The 26,563-nt window shown below is 38.5% G+C and carries 27 protein-coding genes; 1 reads left to right on the plus strand and 26 read right to left on the minus strand.

Annotation, left to right across the window (positions count from 1 at the left end):
* Positions 1 to 45: 45 nt before the first annotated feature.
* On the minus strand, positions 46 to 1,143 hold the full coding sequence (gene bcd, locus NST21_RS18790; RefSeq protein WP_053346898.1) for a branched-chain amino acid dehydrogenase: 1,098 nt from the start codon (positions 1,141 to 1,143) through the stop codon (positions 46 to 48).
* Positions 1,144 to 1,502: 359 nt separating this feature from the next.
* Positions 1,503 to 3,626, minus strand: a complete 2,124-nt coding sequence (locus tag NST21_RS18795) for a sigma 54-interacting transcriptional regulator (RefSeq protein WP_340890665.1) — start codon at positions 3,624 to 3,626, stop codon at positions 1,503 to 1,505.
* Positions 3,627 to 3,771: 145 nt separating this feature from the next.
* On the opposite strand from NST21_RS18795, the gene NST21_RS18800 reads away from it, so the two are divergent.
* On the plus strand, positions 3,772 to 4,008 hold the full coding sequence (locus NST21_RS18800) for a DUF2627 domain-containing protein (RefSeq protein WP_340890668.1): 237 nt from the start codon (positions 3,772 to 3,774) through the stop codon (positions 4,006 to 4,008).
* A 47-nt stretch (positions 4,009 to 4,055) separates the two neighbouring features.
* Here NST21_RS18800 and NST21_RS18805 read toward each other — a convergent pair whose 3' ends face one another.
* The 24 genes from NST21_RS18805 to spoIIIAA form a co-directional block, all read right to left on the minus strand.
* Positions 4,056 to 4,784: a glycerophosphodiester phosphodiesterase gene (locus NST21_RS18805; protein WP_340890670.1), complete on the minus strand. Its 729-nt coding sequence runs from the start codon at positions 4,782 to 4,784 to the stop codon at positions 4,056 to 4,058.
* Positions 4,785 to 4,894: 110 nt separating this feature from the next.
* Positions 4,895 to 5,254 (minus strand): hypothetical protein, encoded by a 360-nt coding sequence (locus tag NST21_RS18810; RefSeq protein ID WP_340890672.1) that lies wholly within the window; start codon positions 5,252 to 5,254, stop codon positions 4,895 to 4,897.
* 408 nt (positions 5,255 to 5,662) lie between these two features.
* The gene (gene spo0A / locus NST21_RS18815) at positions 5,663 to 6,454 is read right to left on the minus strand and encodes a sporulation transcription factor Spo0A (RefSeq protein ID WP_034308269.1); all 792 of its coding nucleotides are present in this window, start codon (positions 6,452 to 6,454) and stop codon (positions 5,663 to 5,665) included.
* Between the two features lie 350 nt (positions 6,455 to 6,804).
* On the minus strand, positions 6,805 to 8,097 hold the full coding sequence (spoIVB, locus tag NST21_RS18820) for a SpoIVB peptidase (RefSeq protein WP_056525311.1): 1,293 nt from the start codon (positions 8,095 to 8,097) through the stop codon (positions 6,805 to 6,807).
* A gap of 162 nt (positions 8,098 to 8,259) precedes the next feature.
* Positions 8,260 to 9,975 carry a DNA repair protein RecN gene (recN, locus tag NST21_RS18825; protein WP_056525314.1) on the minus strand — a complete coding sequence of 572 codons (1,716 nt, stop codon included), beginning with the start codon at positions 9,973 to 9,975 and terminating at the stop codon, positions 8,260 to 8,262.
* Between the two features lie 22 nt (positions 9,976 to 9,997).
* Entirely contained in the window at positions 9,998 to 10,447 is a 450-nt protein-coding gene (gene ahrC / locus NST21_RS18830) for a transcriptional regulator AhrC/ArgR (RefSeq protein WP_053346905.1), read from the minus strand.
* 359 nt (positions 10,448 to 10,806) lie between these two features.
* Entirely contained in the window at positions 10,807 to 11,634 is an 828-nt protein-coding gene (locus NST21_RS18835; protein ID WP_053346906.1) for a TlyA family RNA methyltransferase, read from the minus strand.
* Between the two features lie 4 nt (positions 11,635 to 11,638).
* Positions 11,639 to 13,531, minus strand: a complete 1,893-nt coding sequence (gene dxs / locus NST21_RS18840; protein ID WP_053346907.1) for a 1-deoxy-D-xylulose-5-phosphate synthase — start codon at positions 13,529 to 13,531, stop codon at positions 11,639 to 11,641.
* Positions 13,532 to 13,782: 251 nt separating this feature from the next.
* Positions 13,783 to 14,676 carry a polyprenyl synthetase family protein gene (locus tag NST21_RS18845; RefSeq protein ID WP_328115186.1) on the minus strand — a complete coding sequence of 298 codons (894 nt, stop codon included), beginning with the start codon at positions 14,674 to 14,676 and terminating at the stop codon, positions 13,783 to 13,785.
* 1 nt (position 14,677) lies between these two features.
* The gene (locus NST21_RS18850) at positions 14,678 to 14,911 is read right to left on the minus strand and encodes an exodeoxyribonuclease VII small subunit (RefSeq protein WP_053346909.1); all 234 of its coding nucleotides are present in this window, start codon (positions 14,909 to 14,911) and stop codon (positions 14,678 to 14,680) included.
* Entirely contained in the window at positions 14,908 to 16,260 is a 1,353-nt protein-coding gene (gene xseA / locus NST21_RS18855; RefSeq protein WP_340890675.1) for an exodeoxyribonuclease VII large subunit, read from the minus strand. The genes NST21_RS18850 and xseA overlap by 4 nt, the downstream gene beginning before the upstream one ends.
* Positions 16,261 to 16,410: 150 nt before the next feature.
* The gene (folD, locus tag NST21_RS18860) at positions 16,411 to 17,286 is read right to left on the minus strand and encodes a bifunctional methylenetetrahydrofolate dehydrogenase/methenyltetrahydrofolate cyclohydrolase FolD (protein ID WP_057217321.1); all 876 of its coding nucleotides are present in this window, start codon (positions 17,284 to 17,286) and stop codon (positions 16,411 to 16,413) included.
* Positions 17,287 to 17,359: 73 nt separating this feature from the next.
* Complete coding sequence (gene nusB, locus NST21_RS18865) at positions 17,360 to 17,749, minus strand: transcription antitermination factor NusB (RefSeq protein ID WP_053346912.1); 390 nt, start codon at positions 17,747 to 17,749, stop codon at positions 17,360 to 17,362.
* 476 nt (positions 17,750 to 18,225) lie between these two features.
* Positions 18,226 to 18,630: an Asp23/Gls24 family envelope stress response protein gene (locus NST21_RS18870; protein ID WP_376106072.1), complete on the minus strand. Its 405-nt coding sequence runs from the start codon at positions 18,628 to 18,630 to the stop codon at positions 18,226 to 18,228.
* A gap of 36 nt (positions 18,631 to 18,666) precedes the next feature.
* The gene (gene accC / locus NST21_RS18875; RefSeq protein ID WP_340890678.1) at positions 18,667 to 20,019 is read right to left on the minus strand and encodes an acetyl-CoA carboxylase biotin carboxylase subunit; all 1,353 of its coding nucleotides are present in this window, start codon (positions 20,017 to 20,019) and stop codon (positions 18,667 to 18,669) included.
* Between the two features lie 14 nt (positions 20,020 to 20,033).
* Complete coding sequence (gene accB, locus NST21_RS18880; protein ID WP_340890679.1) at positions 20,034 to 20,531, minus strand: acetyl-CoA carboxylase biotin carboxyl carrier protein; 498 nt, start codon at positions 20,529 to 20,531, stop codon at positions 20,034 to 20,036.
* Between the two features lie 622 nt (positions 20,532 to 21,153).
* Positions 21,154 to 21,753, minus strand: coding sequence for a SpoIIIAH-like family protein (locus NST21_RS18885; RefSeq protein ID WP_056526465.1), 600 nt, complete (start codon positions 21,751 to 21,753; stop codon positions 21,154 to 21,156).
* A gap of 14 nt (positions 21,754 to 21,767) precedes the next feature.
* Positions 21,768 to 22,436 carry a stage III sporulation protein AG gene (gene spoIIIAG, locus NST21_RS18890; protein ID WP_340890682.1) on the minus strand — a complete coding sequence of 223 codons (669 nt, stop codon included), beginning with the start codon at positions 22,434 to 22,436 and terminating at the stop codon, positions 21,768 to 21,770.
* Between the two features lie 7 nt (positions 22,437 to 22,443).
* Positions 22,444 to 23,052, minus strand: a complete 609-nt coding sequence (gene spoIIIAF / locus NST21_RS18895) for a stage III sporulation protein AF (RefSeq protein WP_340890683.1) — start codon at positions 23,050 to 23,052, stop codon at positions 22,444 to 22,446.
* Between the two features lie 16 nt (positions 23,053 to 23,068).
* Positions 23,069 to 24,277 (minus strand): stage III sporulation protein AE, encoded by a 1,209-nt coding sequence (gene spoIIIAE, locus NST21_RS18900; RefSeq protein ID WP_201185770.1) that lies wholly within the window; start codon positions 24,275 to 24,277, stop codon positions 23,069 to 23,071.
* A gap of 33 nt (positions 24,278 to 24,310) precedes the next feature.
* Positions 24,311 to 24,700 carry a stage III sporulation protein AD gene (gene spoIIIAD / locus NST21_RS18905; protein WP_098176754.1) on the minus strand — a complete coding sequence of 130 codons (390 nt, stop codon included), beginning with the start codon at positions 24,698 to 24,700 and terminating at the stop codon, positions 24,311 to 24,313.
* A gap of 14 nt (positions 24,701 to 24,714) precedes the next feature.
* On the minus strand, positions 24,715 to 24,918 hold the full coding sequence (gene spoIIIAC / locus NST21_RS18910) for a stage III sporulation protein AC (RefSeq protein WP_034308319.1): 204 nt from the start codon (positions 24,916 to 24,918) through the stop codon (positions 24,715 to 24,717).
* A gap of 21 nt (positions 24,919 to 24,939) precedes the next feature.
* A complete protein-coding gene (spoIIIAB, locus tag NST21_RS18915; RefSeq protein WP_056526473.1) occupies positions 24,940 to 25,455 on the minus strand; it encodes a stage III sporulation protein SpoIIIAB in 516 nt (171 codons plus the stop codon).
* Positions 25,448 to 26,380 (minus strand): stage III sporulation protein AA, encoded by a 933-nt coding sequence (gene spoIIIAA / locus NST21_RS18920; protein ID WP_056526476.1) that lies wholly within the window; start codon positions 26,378 to 26,380, stop codon positions 25,448 to 25,450. Before spoIIIAA ends, spoIIIAB begins: the two co-directional genes overlap by 8 nt.
* Between the last annotated feature and the right edge of the window lie 183 nt (positions 26,381 to 26,563).

Here is a 26,563-nt window from a genome sequence, read left to right on the forward strand (position 1 = left end):
TTTATCAAAAAAAAACACAGGAATCTATATCTTTTACAACTTAAATCATCTTCGTCCATTTAAGATATGCTTTTCATTTTGTAGAAATTGACTCCGTGAATTCCGCATACGTTCAATGCGCTCCTCTGCCATCCTATCAGCTGCTTTATAGGTTGGGATATTATCACGTTTTGCAATCTCAATGACTCGTTCAATGGTATCATAAACCGTTTCCACTTTCTTAAGAGCTCTTTCCCGGTTATACCCTAAAAGCTCATCAGCCACATTTATGACTCCACCTGCATTAATTACATAATCAGGAGCATAAACAATTCCTTTTTCATGTATTTGGTCACCATGAACAGGTTCTTTTAACTGATTATTAGCTGCACCTGCAATGACCTTAGCTTTGATTTGATTAATCGTTTGATCGTTTATTACAGCACCTAATGCACAAGGTGCATAAATATCACATTGAACACCATAAATTTCATCAGGATTTACGGCAGTTGCACCAAAGGATTCGACTGCTCTGGCTACACTCTCTTTATTAATATCCGTAACGATCAGCTTAGCGCCCTCCTCATGAAGGTGACGGCATAAGTTATAAGCTACATTTCCGACACCTTGGACTGCAACCACCTTGCCTTCTAGAGAATCAGTGCCGAATGCTTCTTTTGCTGCAGCTTTCATACCCCGATATACCCCGTAAGCAGTCACAGGTGAAGGGTTACCTGAAGAACCGAATGCAGGGGAGATACCTGTCACAAAGTCTGTTTCTTCGTGAATGAGATCCATATCTTCAACCGTTGTTCCAACATCTTCAGCTGTTATATAACGACCATTCAATCCTTGGATATACCTGCCGAATGCACGGAACATTTCTTCATTTTTATCCTTGCGTGGATCGCCGATGATGACCGTTTTTCCTCCGCCTAAATTTAAGCCAGCGGCTGCGTTCTTATAAGTCATTCCTTTTGAAAGCCTTAAAGCATCTTCTATGGCTTCTTCTTCTGTAGCATACGTCCACATCCGCGTGCCTCCAAGAGCAGGCCCTAAAGTCGTATCATGAATAGCAATAATCGCTTTTAATCCAGATTGTTTATCCTGACAGAAAAGAAGTTGTTCGTAATCATATTTTTCAAGATATTTAAAAATTTCCATAAAAGAATCCTCCCTAGATGTTTTTATTAAGTGACAGATAAGAGAGGCTGATAATTACTCCTCATTCTTACTGGGTTACTTCGTTCATGCAAATAATATCCGCTAATTTCATGGTATTTTTCCCTTTGGAGAATGGTTCCCGGAAGAAACCCATGTACTATTCAATATGCAAATTACATGCCAATAAAAGGTATCTTTTTAACTAAAAACGAATATTCCGGTTAATAAGCGGCCAATAATACCCTTTACATAATTTTTAAATATTTCATGTTAGAAGTTGAACCAATTTACATGAGAATATTTTCTAAAATCATACGCAAATTATTTCACATAATGCAATATTTTGCACGCAAATAACTTCACAGTTCTAACTTTTCCATCTTGTAATATAAATTTCTTACTGAAATTCCAAGGGCCCTAGCTGTAAGTGTTTTATTTCCCTTGTGAGTATATATCGCTTGCTGAATAATTTCGGCTTCATACTGATCTATTATTTCCGAGAGCGGTTTCCCCGATACGTAGGCAGAAGGTTTTGTCACGACTTTATCCTGTTTTAATGGAATCGCCTCAATAAAATCCGGAATATGCTGTATATCTATAATTGTCTCATTTAATTTCATGAAGATAATCGCTCGCCCTAAAATATTTTCCAGCTCTCTTACGTTTCCTGGCCAATTATAGATTTGCATTTTATGGATGGCTGCTTCGGTAATCCCTTCAATACTCCGTCCGTATTCTTGATTGATTTTATTAATTAAATGCTCCGCTAATTCTCGCATATCTTCTTTTCGTTTTCGTAACGGGGTAATGAGAATGGGCATGCGATTTAACCGGAAATATAGGTCTTCCCGGAATGATCCATTACCAATGGCTTGTTCAAGGTTAATATTGGTAGCAGCTATTACCCGGACATTGATTGGAATAGGCTTTGTTCCACCAACTCTGATGATTTCTTGTTCCTGCAATACTCGAAGTAATTTTGCCTGAATGTTAGCTGGTAATTCACCAATTTCATCCAAAAATATACTTCCTTGATTTGCCTCTTCAAAATAACCGATTTTCCCGCCTCTTATCGCACCGGTAAAGGCTCCTTCCTCATAACCAAACAGTTCACTTTCAAGTAATGATTCAGAAATTGCCGCACAGTTTACACGTACAAACTTATTAAATTTCCTATCGCTCGCATTATGGATAGCATGGGCAAACAACTCCTTGCCTGTCCCTGATTCCCCTCTCAACAAAACAGTGGCCGGGGTTCTTGCAGATAATTTCGCCTGTTCAACCGGAAGCTTCATTTCTTCAGAAGCTCCAATTATATCATCAAAGGAGTATTTGGCCTGCAAAGTCCTAATAATTTGACGTGCTCGATTCAATTCGTGAGTTAAAGCTTGAATTTCTGAAACATCATGTATGACCCCAACACTCCCTTTTAGACGTCCGTCTACAATAATCGGAGCAACATTAACAATTACTTCCTTATGCTTTGGACCGACACGCATATTGACACCACGAACCGGCTTTTTTGTTTGAAGCACCTTCATATGCATACTTTCACCTTCATAAATATCTATAGAAGCCGGCTTTCCAATCACCTGATTCTTTGTTAAACCAGTAAGTCTTGTATATGCCGGATTGATCAAAAGCCCCCTTCCTTGATCATCAACGACAGATATAGCTTCATCACTTGAGTGAATAATCGCTTCAAGCATCGTCTGAATCTCTTTTAAATCAGTAATCTGTTCAGCTAATTGTACCGCTTCCGTTTTATCCTTAAACATAGAAAATGCCCCTATAATTTCTTCCTCTGCATTCATTAAAGGGATTCTTGTCGTGATGAAATCCATCCCATTCTCGAGGGTGATCCGTCGATTTTCTTCCCTCTGTTTAGTTTCCATCACTCTCAGTAATCCACTTGAAGGGATGATATCTTTAATATGCTTACCAATCACTGATTCACGCTTTGTATTCGATACTCGTTCCGCACTATCGTTAAACATTATGACATATCCATTGTGATCGATGACTATCATTCCGTCACTGGTTGTATTAAGTATTAAGTCCATTTTTGCTGAAGCATTCTCCAATTTATTTATAAGACGATTTTTCTCTTCAAATAGGTTGGTAAGAATATGAGCGACGATTCCTGGGATGAGTATCGTTTGATCATCCATATCTTTTTTTATCTTATTAAAGACAGACGGATTTCCTGTTGTATCAATAATAATGTCTAAGCCTTTATCTAGCGCACTGCTCCAATTTGATACAGTAGAAATCCCTCGTTCTTTTGCAGCAAGTATTCCTTCAGCAGCTTCGTTCGTATCTGCCATACAAATAATTGAGAATTCTTCGATTTCCGAAAGGAGCTTCAACACCGTTGTCCCCCCTAATCCTCCTCCTACTATCATGACTTTTTGCATTTTCATTCCCCCTTTTTGTTTTGCTATTTTTTTCTCAATTTTTATTATCTCTGCAATTTTTTTCATACTATATACCCTCATTTTACCATATTAGTATCGACTATAAATAGTCACCATCTTCCAGGCTTTTTCTAAGTTCCCGAAACTTGACAAATTTCTTATATCCTTTATCATTTTTTAAAGACGGAATTTTTTGAAGGGATTTGACTGCATGAAACGTTTAATCGCTTTTTTAATTCTTTTTATTCCTGGTGCCTTTGCTGCCTATGGTATAAAAATAATGCGGGACATGGTCTTTGGTATTTTACAGCCCCCCTACCCAGTCCTTTGGCTACAATTTTTAATTGGGCTGATTATCACAGTTGGTGGAATAGCCTTTATAGCAGGATTTGTTCTTCATCGGGATCGGAAACAAAATAAGGTCCAAAGCAGGTTTAATAAATTCTAAAACGTAAAAGAAGGTGCCATGAATCATGGACACCTTCTTTCTTACTTCTATTCAAATTCCTCTCTGACTCGGTTCGCTATCTCCGGAAAATCGGTGATGATGGCACTGCATCTCAAGCAGTATAATCGTTTCATATCTGATTCTTTATTAATGGTATATGGTCGTACAGGAACACCCGCACTCAACGACGATTGAATGATGATATCAGAGGCAACTCGGATATTTGGATGAATAGCACTTCCTCCGATTGCCTTGGCATAAATCCATGGCATATACAGACCATCTCGGTAAAGGGGTGCCGTTTCTATTTCAGGTGCCAGTTGATGACAATTAACTAAACTATAATGATTAAAAGAAGAAATGATTATCCTCTCTTCCATATCGTAGTTACGAATGAGCCTAATGACTTTTTCTTCTAACCCTGGATACTGAAAGAGGGTATTTTTCAATTCAATAATGCAAAAAAGCTGATTATTCTTTAGCCATATCAATAATTCTTCAAGTGTAGGAATTCTCTCATTACCCATTTTCCCTTTATAACTATTGGACGCATTAAAAGTTTTTAACTCCATTAAAGTCCGGTCCTTCACAAACCCAGAGGCATTCGTTGTTCGATTAAGCTTTTCATCGTGAATAATGACTACTTCACCATCTTTCGAGAGCTGAACATCCGTTTCAATACCGTCCGCCCCAACTCGGGCAGCTTCTTTGAAAGCCGACATCGTATTTTCCGGATGGGTTCCTGCTGATCCTCGATGAGCAAAGATTAAGGTCATAATGAAATCTGCCCCTCTCCCTAAAATCGCTATATCCCCAATTTTATGAAAAGAAACAGAAAATTATTTCACTACGGTTTTTTAATAGAAACTAATCGAAATGCAGGTAATTATTTTCTGCATAAAAAGTTCCTTTTGTAACTTTGAAGCTCCTTTAAAATATTGTTCATAATTACTGAATAATTCTCTTTCAGATACTCTTTTGAACAATTAAGTTTGACACTAGCTGACATTTTATCTTCAGCTATATCCAACTCTATGGTCGGTTTTTGTTTTCCAATTTGAATTTTCGCTCCACTTGCTTGTGTAAGGGCATCCTTTAAGTCATTAAAATTCTCTAGTAGGATTTGTGGGAATTTTATTAAAATAGGATTTAAATGCAGAATGGAAAAACCCTTTTGAAAAACAGTAATATAAATCATTTCATTTTCCAATCCTAGTACAAAATACTTATTTTTCTCATATATCATATATTTCCCCTTTGTGATTATAATTATATATACCTAATTATAATCTAAAAATTGAGAGAAAAATAAAAACATACATATTTCACTAACTAATAATTCAGATAGTAAATGAAGTAGCAAGATGTTACTGTCTCTGATTACTTCCTAGGAGCCTATAACAAACCCCAAACAAAAACGCCTTTTATTTATTGGATTCTTCCTGTAAAATCCAATAAATAAAAGGCGCTTAATTTTTGTATTCGGCAGCGTTAAAAATAATGAAGTTGCTGATTAGAAAAAATCACAAAGCAACTTCTTCATGTCTGCTTATCATCTAGACGGAGAATTACTATATATATTTAGCGGCTCTAGCCTTTATATGGTCAATTGTTAAATATTAAATCTCAACAATCGGTTCTCCCCCTACCCCTGTCAAGAAGCTTTATGCTCAAGACGAAGCTTATCAGCAACCATTGCAATGAACTCGGAATTCGTAGGTTTTGCCTTAGTCATGCTAACGGTATAGCCGAATAAAGATGAAATTGATTCAATATTTCCCCTGCTCCAAGCCACTTCAATCGCATGTCGGATGGCACGTTCAACACGGCTGGCGGTTGTATTGTATTTTTTTGCAATGTCCGGATATAGAACCTTTGTAATCGATCCTAATAGTTCAATATCGTTATACACCATTGAAATGGCTTCCCTTAAATATAAATAGCCTTTAATATGCGCAGGCACTCCAATTTCGTGAATTATGCTTGTGATGCTAGCATCAAGGTTTTTCGGCTTTGATTCATTTTGAGGACGATAACTAAACTGACTATGATTTTTCAATACAGCCTGTCCTTTGCCGCTCACCTGACGAATATGATTGGCCAGATTCTCCATATCAAATGGCTTTAGAATAAAGTAAGACGCACCCAAATCAACAGCTTTTTTCGTAACATCTTCTTGACCAAATGCAGTAAGCATAATTACATTAGGCATTGCACCCCGTTTTACTTCACGAAGTTTTTCAAGTACACCTAACCCATCTAAATGAGGCATGATAATATCGAGAATCAAAATATCCGGATCTACGCTTTCTAACATACCCAGGCAATCTTGACCATTATGTGCAACCCCAATTACTTCCATGTCTTCCTGTGCTGAAATGTATTCTTCCAGAAGGCCAACAAGTTCTCTATTATCGTCTACAACGCACACCTTAATTTTTTTCACGCTTGATTTCCTCCTCAACTACAATTGGTCTTTTTTTCTATATGACTAAATTCTATTGTAATTGAACTTTTCGACAATGGAAACTAAATTCCTTTTATTTTTGAAAAAATATAAGGAATTCAATATTATTCTCCGGATATCTCTTGTTTTCGACTTCGTTTGCTATTCGAATAAACAGATTGTCGAAAAATCTTCATTTTGTTATCATTTTATCACATCAATTCAAAAAAACCTCAATTTTTGAAGAAATCATTTTTAAACCTGATTATTTTCCTTATAAAACGAAGATAGAATGGTCCGACATTGCCCATTTAATTAAAAAGGGGCATCCAAATGGATACCCAGACTCTTTAGCTTGCCTTTTCATAATTATCTTTGTCGTATATATTGATACCGGCTTCGTTTAACATCCATTCGATATGGACACCATACCCACTTGTAGGATCATTAACAAATACATGGGTAACTGCACCGATTAATTTCCCATTTTGTATGATAGGACTGCCGCTCATACCTTGAACGATCCCACCCGTTTTTTGAAGCAATTCTTTATCTGTCACTTTTAAAACCATTCCTTTAATTGCAGGGAACTTTTGTGGAATGGAACTGACTATTTCCACATCAAATTCCTCTACTTTAGAACCATCCACTACAGTAAGGATTTTTGCTGGTCCTTCCTTCACTTCGTGGGAAAGAGTTATTGGAAGGGCATTGTCCCTTATTCCATTTTTGAAATCTTGATTTAACTTCCCGAAAATCCCAAAGGGACTATTGCGATTAATATTTCCTATTTTTTCTTTGTTAGAAGAAAAACGTGCTAATTTTTCTCCTGGGTCACCATTGCTTCCCTTTTCGATGGACGTAACAGTCGATTGAACAATCTGCCCATCCTTTACAACAATTGGCTTTTTTGTATCCATATCCGAGATGACATGCCCTAGTGCTCCATATTTTTTCGAATCGGGGTGATAAAACGTCATCGTCCCAATTCCAGCCGCTGAATCGCGGATATACAAGCCCAATTTGTAAGTTCCTTCATTCTTATCCTTTAGAGGCAAGAGTATACTGTGAAGCACTTTATTATCACGGTTGATAACAATATTTAACGCTTCTCCCTTTTCACCTGCCTGCTGAACAAAAGGGGTTACATCCCCCATCTTCTTTATCGTCTGACCATTGATTTCTGTTATAATATCACCGATTTCAATTTTCGCTTTTTCTCCTGGTGATTTCTTTCCCTGCTCAGTATCAATTAGATGATGACCTACAACGAGCACCCCGAGAGTATTAAGCTTTACTCCAATAGATTGGCCTCCAGGCATAACTTTAAAGTCTTTTAACACCCTAATATCGACCTTTTTAGCAGGCAAGCCTGCTACATCAAGTAATACCTCATTTGTACCTGGTTTCTCAGCACCAAGCGTGATTGAAGCTTGCTCATCATGAAGCGAAATCCCATCACTGGATTCCGAAACTTTTGCAGAAACGGGTAATGATTTGGAAATACTATATTGACTTCCTTCAAATAGTACAAGATGATTTGGAATTAAAAAATATTCACGAGATGGCTGGTATAACCCTAATGTTAATAGCGAAACAAGGAGAATTCCACCGATGATTCTGTTAATCCATACAAATTTCAATCCATTCACTCTCCTCGCTCTCTGACACTTTATGGCTACACCTTTAATTTAGCCTTCATGACAGTCATTTATAACAGAAGCACAAAATAAAAGCTATCCGTTTTTGGATAGCTTTACAATGAATGCTTATGATTAGTTGCAAGTACTCTTATAAAGACCGTTTCAAGACGTGATTTTCAACCTTTTGGCTAGCTGAATTAATTCATTGGCATGTTGCTTCGTTAAATCCGTAATCTCGACACCGGAGATCATTCTGCCAATTTCTTTTATTTTTTCACTTTCTATAAGAGGCTTCACCGAAGTATTGGTTCGTCCTGCCCTAACATTTTTTGCAATAAATAAATGGGTATCTGCCATTGCCGCGACCTGTGGTAAATGTGAAATACAAAGTACCTGGGAACCCGTTGCCACTTTATAGATTTTTTCGGCAATAGATTGTGCAACCCTACCGCTTACACCTGTGTCCACCTCATCGAATATAATGGAAGTAATGCCTTGATGTTTGGAGAAAATACTTTTCAAAGCCAACATTATCCTAGATAATTCTCCGCCAGAAGCAATTTTCGAAAGAGGTTTTAACGGCTCTCCTGGATTGGTGGATATATAAAACTCCATGGAATCCAGACCCGACTGATTAATTCCCCTGTCTGATAACTCATCGAAAGTATAAGCTGTTTGAAGAAAATGCGGTTCGAAAATTGTTTTTTCCATGTATAAATCTTTTAATTCCTGATGTATTTTCTTTGTTAACTGCTGTGCGAATGTTTGCCGAAGTTCAGACAGGTTTTTTGCTTCAACAATTAAATCAGCTTTAATCGATTTTATTTCTTTTTCAAGCTTCGCTATATGGGTTTCCCGATTTTGAAGCTTTTCGACTTCTTCCTCAATCCCAGCACCATACTCCAATATTTCCTCGATGGTCCGTCCGTATTTACGTTTTAATTGATTTATTTCATTAAGGCGACTTTCAATAAATTCGACTCGTTCTGTATCATAATCCAAAGAATCTAACTGATCTCGGATGGTCGAGACCGCTTCTTCGAGAAGGAAATAGCTATTTGAAACAGTTTCCGAGCTATTTTTTAAACCCTCATCGAGACCCGCTGCTTCTTCGAGGTTATTCATGGCCACGGATAGCCAATCAATTGCATGTTGCTCTCCATTTAAAGCATTATAGCTGGTTTGCAGCGCTTCATGAATTTTTTCGAAATTATTAATTTTTTTCCGTTCTTCCATCAATTCTTCATCTTCGCGTAGTTTCAAATCTGCTTTCTGAATTTCATCGAATTGAAACTGGATTAAATCGAGACGATGAACCATTTGCTGTTCATTTTGACTTAAACTATTCAGTTGTTTAGAAGCTGTTTCATACCGTTTAAATAACTTTTGATATTCGGCAAGAGCTGAAGCAACTTTTTCGCCGCCGAACTGGTCAAGCAAAGGAAGGTGGAGTCGTTCATCCATTAATTCCTGATGTTCATGCTGACCATGTATATCTATTAAAGTCCGTCCTATCTCACGTAAAATTGCAATCGTTACGAGCTTTCCATTTACCCGGCAGACGCTCTTGCCGCTGAGTGAGATATCTCTTCGGAGGATAGCCATCCCATCATTCATATCCAAGCCAAATTCTTCAGCCTTGGCAAAGACCGGATGTTTGTCATCATCAATTTGAAAGAGCCCTTCTATTTCGGCCTTCGACTCACCATGTCGAATGAACTCTGCCGAACCACGGCCACCAACCAATAAATGAACTGCATCTATGATAATGGATTTCCCTGCCCCTGTTTCGCCGGTCAATACAGTCAGGCCTTTTTCAAATGAAACAGACAAGCTGTCAATGATCGCAAAATTCCTAATCGAAAGTTCTGTTAACAAACTAGGTCACCTCACAAAATTATTAGAGCATGTCCAAGAATTTGCCGGAAATGATCTTCGCATCTTCCTCAGAACGGCAGATAATTAAACATGTGTCATCGCCGCCGATTGTTCCGAGTATTTCTTGCCAATTTAAATTATCAATTAATGCACAGATTGCCTGGGCATTTCCCGGGAGCATTTTCATAACAAGCAAATTATTTGCCGCATCAATGCGAACAAAAGCATCAATCAGCATTCTCTTTAATTTTTGAAGTGGATTGAAGCGTTGGTCGGCTGGTAAGCTGTATTTATACCTTCCGTCTGTTAACGGGACCTTAACAAGGTGGAGCTCTTTAATATCCCTTGATACAGTAGCCTGAGTAACATTGTATCCAGCAATTTTCAGTTCTTCAACTAGCTCATCTTGAGTTTCAATATCGTTATTCGTAATAATTTCCCTGATTTTTATATGTCGTTGTCCCTTATTCATAAGTAGAAGCACCTCTTCTCGACTGTTGCTAATTTAATTTAGTAAATAACCGTTATATAAGCGTTTAAGCAAGCTGCCAAGCAGGCGTTGCTTCCGCATTATAAACACATCTATATTGCCTTTAACAACGTCCCTTGCGTACAAATCTGATGCTATAGGATGTGCTAATATTAATGTTATCGGATTTTTATGCAATTGTACAACTTTTTCTCAAAAATACATAACATGTCTATATTTTGTTCTTAAATTTTTTAATGTAAACTCCCCCTATAAATCGAGGGCCTTTTGCCTCTCACTTCCTAAAGTGAAAAAGCTCCTTCAGCCAACCATTCAGCTAAAGGAGCTATACATAGTTCTATTTATTCTTTTTTAAACTGGGCATGTGCTTCTCCAACTATGTCATCAACCGTTTTTGAGAGCATTAGGTCTCCATCTACTTTCGACCCTTCCCAATATAAATGAAGCAAAAATTCAATATTTCCATCGCCACCTGTAATCGGAGAAAAGGAGGCATCCTTAATATCGTAGCCTTCTTTTTTTGCAAAAGAAATTATTTTATTTAACACTTCTTTATGGATTTTGGGTTCACGAACAATCCCCTTTTTACCGACTTGATCCTTCCCAGCTTCAAATTGCGGTTTAACTAGGGCTACAACGTCGCTTTTGGGTACAAGCAAGGTCTTTAGAACCGGTAAAATTAACGTGAGCGAGATAAAAGAAACATCAATGCTTGCAAAGTCTGGCATCTTCCCATCGAGATCGGCTGGAGTGACGTACCGGAAATTGGTCCGTTCCATTACTTTAACCCTCTCATCCTGTCTAAGCTTCCAAGCTAGTTGATTATACCCTACATCAAGCGCATAAGACATGACGGCACCATTTTGTAAAGCACAATCAGTAAAGCCTCCAGTAGATGAACCGATATCAAGGAGAACTTTTCCATTCACATGTAAATCGAATTCTTTTAATGCCTTCTCTAGTTTGAGGCCACCTCTTGAAACGTAAGGCATTACTTTCCCTTTAATCGTTAATTCAAGATCAACCGGTACTTTTTCCCCCGGCTTTTCGTATCTCTCTTCATTTGCATAGACAAGACCTGCCATAACCATACGTTTAGCTTTTTCACGCGTTTCAGCTAAGCCTTGTTCTACTAGTAATACATCTAATCTTTCTTTCATTACTTTCATATTGTCAGGCCCTTTTTTCTTTTTTGGGTGTAATCATTTTAATCTTTTTCATAGCTGTCTTAGTCGTTAAACCTATTTCTTCAAGTAGCTCGTCAACACTTCCATGTTCAATGAAATAGTCAGGGATTCCCATTCGGTCAATAATCGCACCATAAAATCCTTGATCATGAGCATATTCAAGTACAGAACTACCAAAGCCACCTTGAAGGACAGCTTCTTCTATTGTTAAGATAGGCATTTTCTCACCCAGAAGGCGACTTAGCATTTTTACATCCAGTGGCTTTATGAACCGAGCATTAATCACCTTTACAGAATAATCCTCTTTCTCCAGAAGTGCTGCAGCTTCAAGTGCCATAGGAATCGTTGTCCCGAACGTTAAAATGGCGGCATCTGTTCCTTCTTTCAGGACTTCCCAAGAACCGATAGGAATCTGCTGTAATTCTGTATCCATTACAACTCCCCAACCATTTCCACGCGGGAAGCGCATAGCAATCGGACCATCATTATAGTTTAAAGCCGTATTTACCATATGCTGACCTTCATTTTCGTCTTTTGGCATCATCAAAACCATATTCGGAATATGGCGTAAGAATGCAATATCGAAAACGCCTTGATGTGTTTCACCATCGGAACCGACAAGGCCGGCCCTATCAATTCCAATAAAGACATTCAAATTCTGGCGGCAGATATCATGTACCACCTGGTCATATGCTCTTTGTAAGAAGGTTGAGTAAATCGCCAAAAATGGTTTCATTTTCTGCGTTGCCAATCCAGCAGCAAAAGTTGCTGCATGCTGCTCGGCAATCCCCACATCATAAAAACGTTCCGGAAATTCCTCAGAAAACCCTACCAATTTCGAACCTACAGGCATCGCAGGTGTAATCGCGACAATTCGTTCATCTTCGCGTGCAAGTCTGCTTACAGTATCACTTACAAGTGCACTCCAAGCAGGACCTTTACTAGGGGATTTAACGAAATCACCTGTTTCAATCTTGTATGGACCTGTCCCATGCCAATTCCCTGTTGTATCCAACTCAGCAGGAGAATACCCCTTACCTTTTTTCGTGATGACATGTAACAGGACTGGTCCTTTTGTTTTCTTGGCATACCTTAAATTCTCTAACAGTTCTTCATAATTATGACCATCCACTGGTCCAAGATATGTGAAACCTAGTTCTTCAAAAAAGATCCCTGAGACCAATAAATACTTCATACTGTCCTTCAAGCGTTCAGCAGTAGCTGCAAGTTTCCCGCCAACTGCAGGGATTTTTTTCAAAAGCAGTTCCAACTCGTCTTTTGCCCAATTATATTTACCTGCTGTCCGTAATCTTCCCAATATCGTGTGTAAAGCACCGACATTAGGTGCAATTGACATTTCGTTATCATTTAAGATTACAATCATGTCCTTTTTTTCATCACCGATGTGATTCAAGGCTTCAAGTGCCATTCCCCCTGTAAGCGCTCCATCACCAATTACAGGTAAAATAAAACTTTTCTCTCCCTTAATATCACGAGCAGCTGCCATTCCCATAGCAGCTGAAAGGGAAGTAGAACTGTGTCCGGTTTCCCATACATCATGAGGGCTTTCAATCATTTTAGGAAACCCGCAAAGACCTTTATACTTCTTTAAAGTATCAAACTCTCCAGCTCTTCCAGTCAGGATTTTATGAACATATGATTGATGTCCTACATCCCATAATATTTTATCCTTCGGGCTATCGAATTCTTTATGCAACGCTATTGTCAATTCGACTACGCCTAAATTGGGCCCAATATGCCCACCGGTTACCGATAATTTTTCTACAAGAAACTTACGAATTTCTACACTTAATTCGACAAGCTCTTCATTATTCATATTCTTCAAAAAAGAAGGGTCTTTTATAGATAGAAGATCCAAACTGGACCACTCACTTTCTGTCATTTTCGGTTGTAAGCATAAACAAAGCCTCAAAAAAGAGTGCTATTTAGAAGACTTGACCGAAAAATTCGTTATAAGGTAAAAATAGCCGCCAACACCCAGGTGATTTCGGCGGCTTATTTTTACCTATTTTATCACGTATCTTAACTAAAAAATTCATCTTTATCTTTACATATTTTTGCACAATGAGTATACCATAAAACCTCATTTGATAACAAATTTAGCCACACTCAATGGTCACGGGTCGCAATTAAATCGGTTAGTTCGTTTAATAAACTTGTTTGTAAATTTGTTTTTCCTAAAGCGTTATGGGCAAGTTTAATATGATAATCCAACTTCTCCTTTGCCCCATCAAGCGTAAGTAAAGAAGGATATGTGCTTTTATGATTGCCTTCATCACTGCCAACTGGCTTGCCAATTAACTCTACTGATCCTTCAATATCCAGAATATCATCCCGAATTTGAAAAGCAAGTCCCAGATGGTAAGCAAAATCACGTAAATGCTGGTGCTGTTCGTTATTTGCTCCAGCTAATATGGCACCTGAAATGATACTTGCAGTCAATAGCTTCCCCGTTTTATGTTCATGAATATATTCCAATTCTTTAAGGGTCAACTGTTTACTTTCACCTTCCATATCGGCAACTTGACCTCCAACCATCCCTTCAGCGCCAGCAGATTTAGCAATTTCACTTACTAAGTTTAACTTCATTTCCGCAGTCACCTCAGGATCAATCATATCCGTCACCAATTGAAAACTGTAAGTAAGCAAAGCATCCCCTGCCAGGACAGCTACCGCCTCACCGAAGACTTTATGATTCGTAGGTTTTCCACGTCGAAGATCATCGTCATCCATCGCTGGAAGGTCATCATGAATCAAGGAATATGTATGAATCATTTCAATGGCCGCCGCTGCAGGGATTCCTGTCTTTAAATTTTTTCCGAACGCCTCTAAAACCGCAAAAACCAATAAAGGACGAATCCGTTTACCTCCTGCTTCCAATGAATAAGTCATCGCTTCTTTGACAACAGCTGGAGCTTCAAGCTTATTTACATATTCAACGATTTCTCTCTCTATTACAGCTTTATATTCTTTTGAAAACGTTTCAAAGGACGCCGTACTCATATTATTCTTCCTCCTGTACAGCGAAGGTTTCAAGTTCCCCATCTTCGCGTAAAATTTGAGTCAATTGTTCTTCAACAGTCTTCAACTTCGAATGGCAAAGTCGAGATAAATCCATCCCTTGTTTATATATGGAAATTGCTTTTTCGAGAGGCACGTCCCCTTCTTCCAACTGCTCTACAATTTTTTCGAGATTCTCCATTGCTTCTTCAAATGTAACTTCTTGTTTCTTTGTCATGGTTCAATTCGCTCCTTTATTTCTTTAATTTCACATTCAAGGGTTCCATCTTTTATTGAAACAGCTATCTTATCCCCTTTGGATACTTGCTGTGTACTTTTTATTAATGTTTCATCCTCAGCAAAAACCAGCCCATAGCCCCGTTCCATAATCTTTAATGGACTGAGGGCAGACAAAGTTGCAGTGATATGAACAAACTGCTGTGACTTTTGACGATAAATGGCTTCCATGGCCCGACGTAATGCTTTTTCTTGCTGATACAAATCATCTTTTGAATTTTTCACAGCCTGTTCAGGATGCTGCTTTTTCAGAATATCGGTCACCTGATTTAGCTCATCCCTCTTTTTCATGAAATACCGGGTACTTGTCTTCCCTAACCTGTCCAAAGTCTTGTCAAGCTGTTCGAGTTTCTGCTCATACATTTTGTGTGGATAGCGAAAGGCATACGATCTTTCCATCCTAGTCAAGCGGGTACGTTCGAAATTCACCGTTTCCTGGATGGAACGCGTCAAACGATTCTTACGGTTCATCAGCCGTTCAAGTATTTCATTCAGATGAGGAACCGCAAGCTCCGCTGCCCCAGTAGGAGTCGGTGCCCGCATATCTGCTACAAAATCCGCAATTGTAAAATCTGTTTCGTGTCCAACAGCTGAAATAATTGGAATATCCGAATCATAAATGGATTCAGCTACTATCTCCTCATTAAAGGCCCAGAGCTCCTCAATGGAACCGCCGCCCCTTCCGACAATCAGTACATCGCTTTCAGCCCTCGAGTTAGCCATCGTGATCGCCTGGGCAATCGATTTAGCGGCATTATTCCCTTGAACAAGAGCTGGATAAACGATGATTTTAGCAATTGGATAACGGCGCTTAATGGTTGTTAAAATATCCCTCAGTGCAGCACCTGTTGGAGATGTTATGACCCCTACAGATTTAGGGTATAGTGGAATCGTCTTCTTATGTTCTGCTAAAAACAAGCCTGCTTCTTCTAGCTTTTTCTTTAACTGTTCATATGCAAGATACAGGTCCCCAACACCATCAGGAGCCATGCTTTTCACATAAAGCTGATACTGTCCACTCGCTTCATATAATGAAATATCGCCCTTCACAAGTACCTTCATCCCATTTTCGGGAAGGAATTTCATCCCTTTGTTATTTGCAGCAAACATAACGGAAAGCAAGCGAGCCTTCTCGTCTTTCAAAGTAAAGTACATATGGCCACTTGTATGTTGTTTGAAATTGGAAATTTCACCTTTTATGTATACATTTTGCAAATGAGGATCGGCATCAAACTTCCTTTTAATGTACTTCGTTAAAGCCGATACACTCAAATATTGTTGGTTGCTCATATAATGTCTCCTTCCGACAAGAATCGGATATAAGAAAGCTCACCTATAGGTTACACTTAAAACTTTCGTAAATCTATGAATAGAAAAAAAGCGGTCTCTCGTTATTATAAAACAAGAGGTCCGCTTCTTTAAAATAATTTAGCGATTTTTTTAACTTTTTAGTGCTTGTTTGTTCAAGTTAAGTGTTTTTTGAGCAGATTTGACTGTATTCTTCATTAGCATTGTGATCGTCATGGGACCAACCCCTTTAGGAACAGGAGTAATGTATGAAGCTTTATTTTTCACATCTTCAAACGCAACATCGCCGCAAAGCTTCCCTTCATCATTCCTGTTCATTCCGACATCAATGACGACTGCACCTTCTTTAATATGGTCACTAGTAATTGTGTCTCTTTTTCCGACAGCTGCAACAACCACATCAGCCTGCTTCGTATAATAAGCAAGGTCCTTTGTTTTTGAATGACAATAGGTAACTGTTGCATCCGCATTTAAAAACAGTTGTCCGGCCGGTTTGCCAACGATATTACTTCTCCCTACTATTACCACATGCTTACCTTCAAGTTCATAGCCAATATGCTCAAGCATTACCATTACCCCGTAAGGCGTACATGGTAAAAATGCATCCTGCCCTGTCATCATTCGCCCAATATTAATCGGGTGGAATCCATCAACATCCTTTTCAGGGGAAATCGCTTCAATGATCGCTTTTTCCTGAATATGTCCAGGCAATGGTAGCTGCACCAAAATACCATGAATGCTATCATCCTGGTTTAATTCATCAATGTTCTGAATTAATTCCTCCTGAGTTAAATCTGCAGGCTTTTTAATCAATACAGAATGCATTCCTAAGTCCTCACAGGCTTTTTGCTTATTGCGCACATAGGTTTGTGAAGCTTGATTGTCACCGACTAAAATAACTGCCAAACCTGGTACAATATTTTTTTCACGTAATTGTTGAACTTCCTTACTGATTTCCTGTCTAACTGCCTCTGCAATTTCTTTACCATTAATGATTTGAGCTGACATGTGTAATATTTCCTCCCAAGTTAATTTTGCTAAAGAAATTGCTGAGATTACCCTTTTTTAAAGGGCAGCTGCTTTAACCGATTTTCACCTTAACCTTGGATAAAACGGCATTCACAAAGCTGCTCGATTGATCATCACCGAATTTCTTAGCAATTTCAATAGCTTCATTCATAGCAACACTTACAGGAACATCTTCACTGTGAACCATTTCATAAACCGCGATACGCAGTAAATTCCGATCAATGTTCGCTAATCTTTCCAACGTCCAGTTCTCTAAATTGTCCCTGATCATTCCATCAAGTTGTTCACGATTTTCCGTAATCCCAGTAACTAATTTTTTGAAATATTCATCAGTAGGAGCGCCATTCAGAACGCTTTCCATTGCTTCTTCTGCATCTGACTTGGCGATATCTATCTGATATAGTGCTTGAAGGGATTTTTCACGGGCTACTCTTCTTTTCATAATCTTACTCCTTTAACATCTACTATTATATATGAAAATGCTAGAACAAACGAACATTAAATAACTTTTTTTCGAAAATATTAAGATTTTTGCTGTATTTTTTCAAGGTTTAGCTAAATTTCACTAATATTAAGGTCAAAAGACCCTCACTCACCTATTATTCATAACATTTTTTCCAAGGTGCTTTTAAGTTAAATTGAAAACCTTATATATGTTTAATTCACAACAGAGATGTATACATTTCGAAAGTGTCAAAAAGCTCTTGCCTAGCTTTCATGCTCATATTTCATCTTTTACACTCTAACAGAAATCACCCTTGAATTAAAGGGAAACTTCCAGACACCGCCTTATTATGTTCATTTAACGTAATATTATAAGCAGGCTTTTTATACGAACGTAATCGATGGGGTAAAAATAAAAAAACAAAAACCCGGCCTATTGCCGGGTTTTTGCAGGTGTAAGTTGAATGATGCTAATTACACTTCTTGTTCGTAATCCGCTTCCTGTTTTGCGTTTTCAAATGCTATACCGACAACATGAATGTTCACTTCGCCCGCGTCGATAGCGGTCATATTTAATAAAGCTTCACGAATGTTGTCTTGTACTTCCTGCGCAACTTTCGGAATAGAAACACCAAATTTCATGACACAATAAAGCTCGACTTTAATTGTTTCTCCAGTTAAGTCTACTTTAACACCTTTACCGTGGTTCTTTTTGCCAAGCTTTTCAACTACGCCAGTAGCAAAATTCCCGCGCATATGTGCGACACCTTCAACTTCCGATGCAGCTATACCCGCGATTACCTCTATCACCTCAGGCGCAATCTCCACTCTGCCTAGTCCACTATTGTAATCATTCATTTCGAGTAATTGGCCTTCCATTTCACTCATTCAAAGCACCTCCTGTCTTCCTTTACATTATGAGTTCATTACGTCATATATTTCAAGGAATTTGGTATTAAATTCTCCAGAAACAAATTGGTCATGCTGAAGTAACTTAATATGGAAAGGAATTGTAGTATTGATTCCCTCAATGACAAACTCACCTAGAGCACGTTTCATTTTCTCAATTGCCTCTTCCCTTGTCGGTGCATGGACAATTAATTTAGCAATCATAGAATCGTAATATGGCGGTATCGTATACCCAGGATATGCTGCAGAATCAACACGTACTCCGTAGCCACCTGGCGGTAAATACATTTGAATTTTACCGGCAGAAGGCATAAAGTTTTTCTCTGGATTTTCGGCATTGATCCGGCATTCGATTGACCAGCCGTTAAATGTAACATCTTCTTGTGAAAGAGAAAGTTTGTCACCTGAAGCAACTTTGATTTGTTCTTTAATCAAATCTACACCTGTGACCATTTCTGTAACTGGATGCTCAACCTGGATACGTGTATTCATTTCCATAAAATAGTATCTTCTATTCACATAGTCATAAATAAATTCAACTGTACCAGCACCAGAGTAGTTAACAGCAAGGGCAGCCGTAACTGCAGCCTGCCCCATTTCCGCACGGGTTTCACCGTCAAGTGCAGGAGAAGGAGTTTCTTCAACCAGTTTTTGCAAACGTCGTTGTACCGAACAATCACGCTCTCCTAAATGGATTGCATTCCCATGATTATCAGCCATGACTTGGATTTCAACGTGACGGAAGTCTTCGATGTATTTTTCAATATACACGCCTGGATTTCCAAAAGCTGTAGCAGCTTCCTGTTGCGTAATGCTAATGCCTTTAATAAGATCTTCTTCCGTTCTAGCGACCCGGATACCTTTACCGCCGCCACCGGCTGTAGCTTTAATGATGACAGGGTAGCCCATTTCATTAGCAAGGGCTACACCCTCATCTGTATCTTTAATAATTCCTTTAGAACCAGGAACAATCGGTACACCAGCTTTGCGCATGGTTTCCCTTGCTACGTCCTTTGTCCCCATTTTATTTATTGCTTCGGGACTAGGACCGATGAATATGATATTACATTCACGGCAAAGCTCTGCAAAGTCAGCATTTTCGGCAAGGAATCCATAACCAGGGTGAATAGCATCCGATCCTGTTTTCTTGGCTGTGCTGATAATGTTCGTTGTATTTAAATAACTGTCTTTTGATAATTTAGGACCGATGCAATAAGCTTCGTCGGCAATTTGAACATGTAATGCTTCTTTGTCGGCTTCTGAATAGACCGCTACAGTTTCAATACCTAATTCCTTGCATGCCCGGATAATTCGGACTGCAATTTCCCCACGATTGGCAATTAATACCTTTTTGATCATTTAGAAACAGCTCCTCATTCCGGCTTTACTAAAAATAATGGTTGACCATATTCTACAAGTTGGCCTTCTTTTACAAGAACCTCAACAATTTCACCGCTTACTTCGGCCTCAATTTCATTGAAAAGTTTCATAGCTTCTACGATACAAACAATAGAATCTGCTGTAACTTTATCCCCTGCTTTCACATATGCAGCAGCATCCGGAGATGGAGATTGGTAGAAAGTTCCCACCATTGGAGAAGTGATTTTATGTAAATTTTCTTGCTCAGTGATGGCAGCAGTTGGCTTAGCTGGTTCAACAGCTTTTGGCGCTGCAGGGGCAGGCGCTGCTACAGGCTTAACTTCAACAGCTGCTTTAGCATGAACAACTTCTGGAGCAGCCGCTGGGTGTCCTACTGATTCTGTTTCAGGTTTCTTTAGTTTAATTTTTGTTCCTTCATTTTCATAAACGAATTCACTGATGTTAGATTGATCGACTAGCTTAATAATTTCACGAATTTCTTGCACTTTCATTTGTGGCACCCCTTGTCTAATTTGATATTAATTTTTTGAGGCAATATTTTATGTACCTTCTAACTTTAGCTTGTCCATACCTTGTCCAATTCTTCACAATGAAGCCGCTTTCTAAACCAGAAAGCGATTGACTGAATAAATACCTCATCTGTATTATAACAGAAATTTCACTTTCTTAAAATATTGTTATCTATAGAGGACTGAAAAATTTATGACCAGCTTCTAACATCATACAATATTAGCTTATAAAAATTCAATGATAGATTAGTTGCAACTCGATATCTATACTCCTATATTACACCTTTATTATAAGATTGTGAATATTTTTTGATTTAAAAATTGTAAGCGTTTTCTAGATTGTTTTACCAAATTACCTAAGAAAATCAGCTAAAAATTTACATTAATTACTTTTCTAGAATATTACGAAAGTTCAATATCACTATTTCTATTTGAATTACTGGAATCAATTTACACCAAAAAACCTTTTTTTTCAAAGTTTCCCAGTTGTTTTATACTGATAAAAAACAAAAAAAAAAAGTCCTTTTTTTCTAAAAAAGAGGACCCTTCTAATTTTTTTTATTTATAAACTGTTGTGTATCAGCTCTTTTTTTAGAATGTATGATTACTTTTCTGGTTGGAAATCCACAACTACATTTTGAGCATCATCCACTTCTTTACGTACGAGGCGTATAATGTTATTGGCCTCTGTTTTTGATTGTTTATCAGCTTTGACACTCACTTTTACATCCGTTCCATCGACTCGCACGAGTGCCGCATTATAATCCATGGCCACAATTAGGTTTTCGATGATATTTTCCTTTACTTTTGTCTCGCTTAATTGTTCGATTTTCGCATATGCATCTTCTCTTTCCTCAGCTGATAGTTCTGTATTGCCCATCTTCACAGTCAATTCTTCATTCAACTTTGCCCGTTCATCTTCAATCTGCATCCTTAATGATTCGAACTCGTCGCCTGATGCTATGGTTACAGAAGAACCAGCAGCATTCTTAGAAGAGGTCTCTTTATCACTCTTAGTTTCACCCTTGCTTTCTGTTTTACTTTCTGTTTTGCTTTCCGTTTTACTCTCTGTTTTACTTTCTGTCTGTTCAGTGGCTGTCATATCAGCAGCATTTTCTTCAGGAGCGGTTAAATAATAGACAGACAGTACCACTACCAGACTTAGCATAGTCAATAACCAAACGGTTTGTTTTTTTAATAACATGTAGATTTTCCCCCTTATTTTTTAGGCATAACAGATACCCGGTGACTTGGTACATCAAGTGAGCGTGTGACAGCTTCGATAATCCACTTCTTTATTTGAATATTTTCGGCCCCTTTAGCGACCACTAGGACCCCTCGTACACTAGGTTTTTTTGTTTCTGAAATGATTGGTCCTTCTTTTTCACCGCTTTTGATCAAGACTAGCTGCTCATCAACAGATGTGTCTTCAACCGTTCTTTTACCGCCTTCCTGGTCGGTTTCTTCAGTTACTTGTTTTTGAGTGACTTTATTTCTTTCATATACTTTTTTCTCGGATGCATCCACGTATATTACGACTTTTACATCCTGGACTCCTGCGATGGATTCAAGCGCTTCCTTCATTTCATTCTGAAGATATATTTCATAATCTTTTGTCGTCTTGAATTCGGATTTCTTCTGGCCGAATGTTTCAACATCCCCCTCATCATCCTGTTTATCATTATTGAATACGGTCTTCACTTCAGGTGTTTGTCCCGTCTGGTTGGTAGTTAACAAATTCCCGGCCAACATAATTCCCGCTCCCAAAAGGACAACTATTAGAGCATAGACATACAGGGAAGGTTTTTTTTCCTTAGGCTCTTTTTGGTCAGGGTCTTTATTTAATAGTTTTTGCAGCCAGGATAATGGACCTTTGTCTTTGTTCAATACTCAGTCACTTCCTTTCCCCGGCGATTTCAATGATTTCTTCATCGACAGACCAACTTGTTGCCAGAAACCTTTTTACAGCATCCAGATTGGCATCATTCGAAGAGGATGGACTCTCTGCATTGATATTAACCTTCGCTACTGCCTCTATCTCCGAGTCTTCTTTCCCTTCTGCCTTTTCCAATGATATGGTTATGTTTTGCAAATCATCAACGCTTGGTTCTTCAGCATTCTTGACTCCTACATCAATTGAACTAATCTTCATGTTATAATCCACCATCAGCTCCTCTTCTACTTCAGCCTGTAAGTCAACAGCCATTTGTTTTAAAATATATGCACCCTGGGTAGCTTGTATTTCTTTTTTCTTCATTTCTGTCAAATTTCCTAAATCTTTTTTTTTCTGATTTTCAAATTCACTTGTAGCCGCTGACAGAATTTCGTCGAAATCCTTATTGAATAATCCCAATATAGGAGTGATGATAATCGCAATCAGTAAAAGTCCGATTACCATTTTGGCATATTTCTGTAAAGCTGAATTGGGAAGGAGCATATCGATTACAGTAGCCAGCAATACAAATACGATAATATTGGATACCCAGCCAGCTAAAAAACTCACCAAGCCCTCCTCCTTTCTAACGAACCATCAGTGTAATGTTTCCAGAGGCTATAATTACTGTGATACTTAAAAAGAACATGAGTGAGACAATGGCCAATGCTGCGAAAATATAAATCATGCTTTTACTTATAATGTCGAGACATTTTATTACAGGCCCTCCACCAAGCGGCTGCAAAAGACTCGCCGCTAGTTTATAGACAAAGGAGATCATTAAGATTTTTATAGCTGGGAATGTAGTTATAAGCAGGAGGATAATGACACCTGACAAACCCACTGTATTTTTCAGAAGAACGGAGGCACTAATGACCGTATCGGTTGCATCAGTAAACATGCGCCCTATTACCGGTATAAAGTTGCCTGTCACAAATTTCGCCGTCCTGATTGTCACTCCGTCTGCAACAGCAGACGATGCTCCTTGAACGGATATAACACCAAGAAAAATGGTCATAAAAGCACCCAGAATCCCGATAGCAAAGTTACGGAGCAATTGGGCTAGCTGAGTCACTTTATAATGTTCGGTCAGCGTGCTGACTATGCTTAAAATCGCTGCGAAGAATAATAATGGTAGGACGATATATTGTATCAAGATGCCACTGGTATTCATTAAAAACATTAAGACAGGATGAAAGAACGCTGCAGATACAAGTCCTCCAGAAGCTGCTATTAAAGCTAATAGCAAAGGGATGAGCGCCATTAAAAAAGAAATCATCAAATCTATCGTATCTTTTGTATATTCAATCGCCACATGAAAGCTGTTCAACGCTAAAATGATTAATACCATATAAACGATTGCATAAGCGACCTTACTCACCGAGCTTTGCTCGAACGCATTCTGCAGAGTTTGCAGGAACATGCTGAACACGGTCAATAAAATGAGTGATCCTAGGAGCTTCCCGTTCACGAGCAGTTCATGAAAAACGAACTTTATAATCCCTTTTATCCATTGATCAAATGAAAATTTCTTATCTCCGCTTACAAAATCCATAAAACTTCCTTTCTGACTTTCAGGTAAAAACCCTCCATACTCCGTGACAATGTCATCCCAATATTTCTTGAGCTCATCAACGCCGAGTCTCTCTATTTGAGCTTGGACCAATTCAGACTGCATAATTGGCTCTTGATCAACTTCTCCACTTTCACCATTTTCGGCAGCTTGTCCAACAGATGTATGCAAAAAAAAGAGTAAAACGAATAGAATGGATAAGTAAGGCATCCGCTGCTTCATACTTTCACCTCATTGACTAGTAGGAATAGTCCATTAACTTGGAAGCATCTGTATAATTGTTTCAATAATGACGGTTAAAATCGGAATTGCCATCGCCAGAATCAAGATTTTCCCGCTCAATTCTATTTTGGAAGCGAGTGATCCCTGCCCTGCATCTTTTGTAATTTGGGAGGCAAATTCAGCGATATAGGCGATTCCGATTATTTTCAAGATAGTCTCCAAATAAACGGTATTTACATTTGCATTTACCGCAATTTTTTCTAACATTAAAATGATTTCGTATATTTTATCTGCTAAAAAAAGAAAAATGGAGCAACCTACAAAAACGACAAGCAGGAAAGCGAAATTAGGTTTTTGCTCCTTGACGATTAGGGCCAAAAAAGTGGCAACTAGGGCAATGCCCACGATTTTTATGATTTCAATCGCGAATCCCCCCCTTACTGAAATAGGAATACTGATTTAATTTTTTGGAATAAATCCTCTACAACAGAAGCTACCATGAATAAAATATATATAAATCCAAAAAGCGTTACCCACTGGGCATATTCTTTCTTTCCAACTTGATCGAGTATCGTGTGAAGAAATGCCACTACCAGCCCAACACCAGCTATTTTAAATATGATGTCCACATCAATGCCCATTTTCATTCCCCCCACTTATTCCTACATCAGCAAAATGATTAGTAATAATCCCGTTAAAAAACCAAGGCTTTTCATCATCTTTTCATATTTTCCCTGCCGGTCTAGTGCATCGCTCTCTTCCCGTTCCAAGTGTGCCATCGTTAGCATAATTTGTTTTTGCTGATGATATTTATCACTTTTTCCTAGAGTCTCACCAAACTGTGAAAGAATTTCGAACTCTCCCTGCTTTAAGGCAAGGGACTGCCATATTTTCTTCAAACTTTCATCCCATGCATCTTTTACAGTGGTTTCACCTGATTCAAGTCGATTCGCAAATGTATCAAAAAATAAGGATAAAGGTTTGGGCATCTGCTTGGAAAGTTTCTGGGCCGCTTCTTTCAACGGTGTATGACCATACATTATTTCAGCCTCCAGAGATTGCATGGCGACTTTTAGCTGCCTCAGTTGGCGAGGACGCATACTTAATTTTTTTGCAGCTTCAAAGCCTGCCCATGTTGTGGCTAAGATTATAATTGCCGCTCCTATTAACTTAAACATGTGGATTCACACTTTCACCCAAATATAAAGGGAGGCCCGCTGAGTCGAGAACATTGTAGCTCCGCTTACCAGATTTACTTCTTTTCAATTCTATAAACCGTTCAAAAATGTTTTGCCTTAAGATTTCGGCGAAAAAGGGCCGTTTTTTAATTTCATCCAAAGTATGACCATGTGTAGTTATCACAAGTTTAATACCGGCGTTTACGGCCTCTAGTACTGCTTGTGTATCCTCTGCGCGACCAATTTCATCTACGACTAACACATCCGGAGACATAGAACGGATCATCATCATCATTCCTTCCGCTTTAGGACATCCATCGAGCACATCCACCCTTGTTCCAAATTCGAGCTGTGGTACACCATGAACACTTCCCGCAATTTCTGATCGCTCGTCCACAATTCCCACCTTTTGAGGGGCAATACCTCTTTTTTCATTTCCACTAGATATCATCCTTGCAATATCACGTAATATCGTCGTTTTTCCTGTTTGTGGAGCACCGATTAACAAAGTATGCTGCCATTCGCCATTATATAAATAAGAAGTGAGCGGTTCCGCTGCACCTATTTTTTCGCGTGCTATCCGAATATTGAAGGAGGAAATATCCCTTATCGCTTTGACCGCCCCATTTTCAAGAATTACCTTTCCTGCAAGACCAACCCGATGTCCACCTGCTATAGTTATATATCCTCGCTTTAATTCTTCCTCAAGCGTATATAACGAAAATTGACCTATTTGATTCAGTAATTGTTCGGCATCCGAATGGGTCACTTCATATGAAAAGAAGAAAGGGTCCCCCCCTACAATAACCTCTAGAGGCCTTCCAATCCGAATTCTCAACTCTTCCATTTTTTCAATCATCATCGGTGTCATACCCCGGAGCTGCTCGTATAATTTTTTCGGTAAAAAAGAAAGAATCGTTTCCATTTTGACAATCCTCCTGTATACACCACTTTCAATAAAATATATGCCGATCATCCTGTAATAATGACAAGCTAATAAAGAAACTGACCTTTTAGTAATCCTGTTGAGAACTTCTTAGCTACTTCAATCCCTAGCTATAGAAAAAGTCATACATAAAAAGGAATGAAAAAAGACAAAAAAAAAGCC

It is taken from the genome of Peribacillus sp. FSL K6-1552 (assembly GCF_038005205.1).
Lineage (GTDB): Bacteria > Bacillota > Bacilli > Bacillales > DSM-1321 > Peribacillus > Peribacillus butanolivorans.

What these genes read in the sequence shown, in the direction of transcription:
- NST21_RS18800 (WP_340890668.1), top strand. Translation starts at nt 3,772, where the DNA reads ATGAAACGTTTAATCGCTTTTTTAATTCTTTTTATTCCTGGTGCCTTT.
- accB (WP_340890679.1), bottom strand. Translation starts at nt 20,531, where the DNA reads ATGAAAGTGCAAGAAATTCGTGAAATTATTAAGCTAGTCGATCAATCT.
- spoIIIAB (WP_056526473.1), bottom strand. Translation starts at nt 25,455, where the DNA reads ATGTTTAAGTTAATAGGAGCGGCAATTATAATCTTAGCCACAACATGG.
- nusB (WP_053346912.1), bottom strand. Translation starts at nt 17,749, where the DNA reads ATGAAAAGAAGAGTAGCCCGTGAAAAATCCCTTCAAGCACTATATCAG.
- NST21_RS18850 (WP_053346909.1), bottom strand. Translation starts at nt 14,911, where the DNA reads ATGACAAAGAAACAAGAAGTTACATTTGAAGAAGCAATGGAGAATCTC.
- NST21_RS18795 (WP_340890665.1), bottom strand. Translation starts at nt 3,626, where the DNA reads ATGAAAAAAATTGCAGAGATAATAAAAATTGAGAAAAAAATAGCAAAA.
- spoIIIAE (WP_201185770.1), bottom strand. Translation starts at nt 24,277, where the DNA reads ATGAAGCAGCGGATGCCTTACTTATCCATTCTATTCGTTTTACTCTTT.
- spoIIIAC (WP_034308319.1), bottom strand. Translation starts at nt 24,918, where the DNA reads ATGGGCATTGATGTGGACATCATATTTAAAATAGCTGGTGTTGGGCTG.
- folD (WP_057217321.1), bottom strand. Translation starts at nt 17,286, where the DNA reads ATGTCAGCTCAAATCATTAATGGTAAAGAAATTGCAGAGGCAGTTAGA.
- NST21_RS18835 (WP_053346906.1), bottom strand. Translation starts at nt 11,634, where the DNA reads ATGAAAGTAATGAAAGAAAGATTAGATGTATTACTAGTAGAACAAGGC.
- NST21_RS18810 (WP_340890672.1), bottom strand. Translation starts at nt 5,254, where the DNA reads ATGATATATGAGAAAAATAAGTATTTTGTACTAGGATTGGAAAATGAA.
- bcd (WP_053346898.1), bottom strand. Translation starts at nt 1,143, where the DNA reads ATGGAAATTTTTAAATATCTTGAAAAATATGATTACGAACAACTTCTT.
- NST21_RS18870 (WP_376106072.1), bottom strand. Translation starts at nt 18,630, where the DNA reads ATGGAAGGCCAATTACTCGAAATGAATGATTACAATAGTGGACTAGGC.
- spoIIIAA (WP_056526476.1), bottom strand. Translation starts at nt 26,380, where the DNA reads ATGGAAACGATTCTTTCTTTTTTACCGAAAAAATTATACGAGCAGCTC.
- xseA (WP_340890675.1), bottom strand. Translation starts at nt 16,260, where the DNA reads ATGAGCAACCAACAATATTTGAGTGTATCGGCTTTAACGAAGTACATT.
- NST21_RS18885 (WP_056526465.1), bottom strand. Translation starts at nt 21,753, where the DNA reads ATGTTATTAAAAAAACAAACCGTTTGGTTATTGACTATGCTAAGTCTG.
- NST21_RS18805 (WP_340890670.1), bottom strand. Translation starts at nt 4,784, where the DNA reads ATGACCTTAATCTTTGCTCATCGAGGATCAGCAGGAACCCATCCGGAA.
- ahrC (WP_053346905.1), bottom strand. Translation starts at nt 10,447, where the DNA reads ATGAATAAGGGACAACGACATATAAAAATCAGGGAAATTATTACGAAT.
- accC (WP_340890678.1), bottom strand. Translation starts at nt 20,019, where the DNA reads ATGATCAAAAAGGTATTAATTGCCAATCGTGGGGAAATTGCAGTCCGA.
- NST21_RS18845 (WP_328115186.1), bottom strand. Translation starts at nt 14,676, where the DNA reads ATGAGTACGGCGTCCTTTGAAACGTTTTCAAAAGAATATAAAGCTGTA.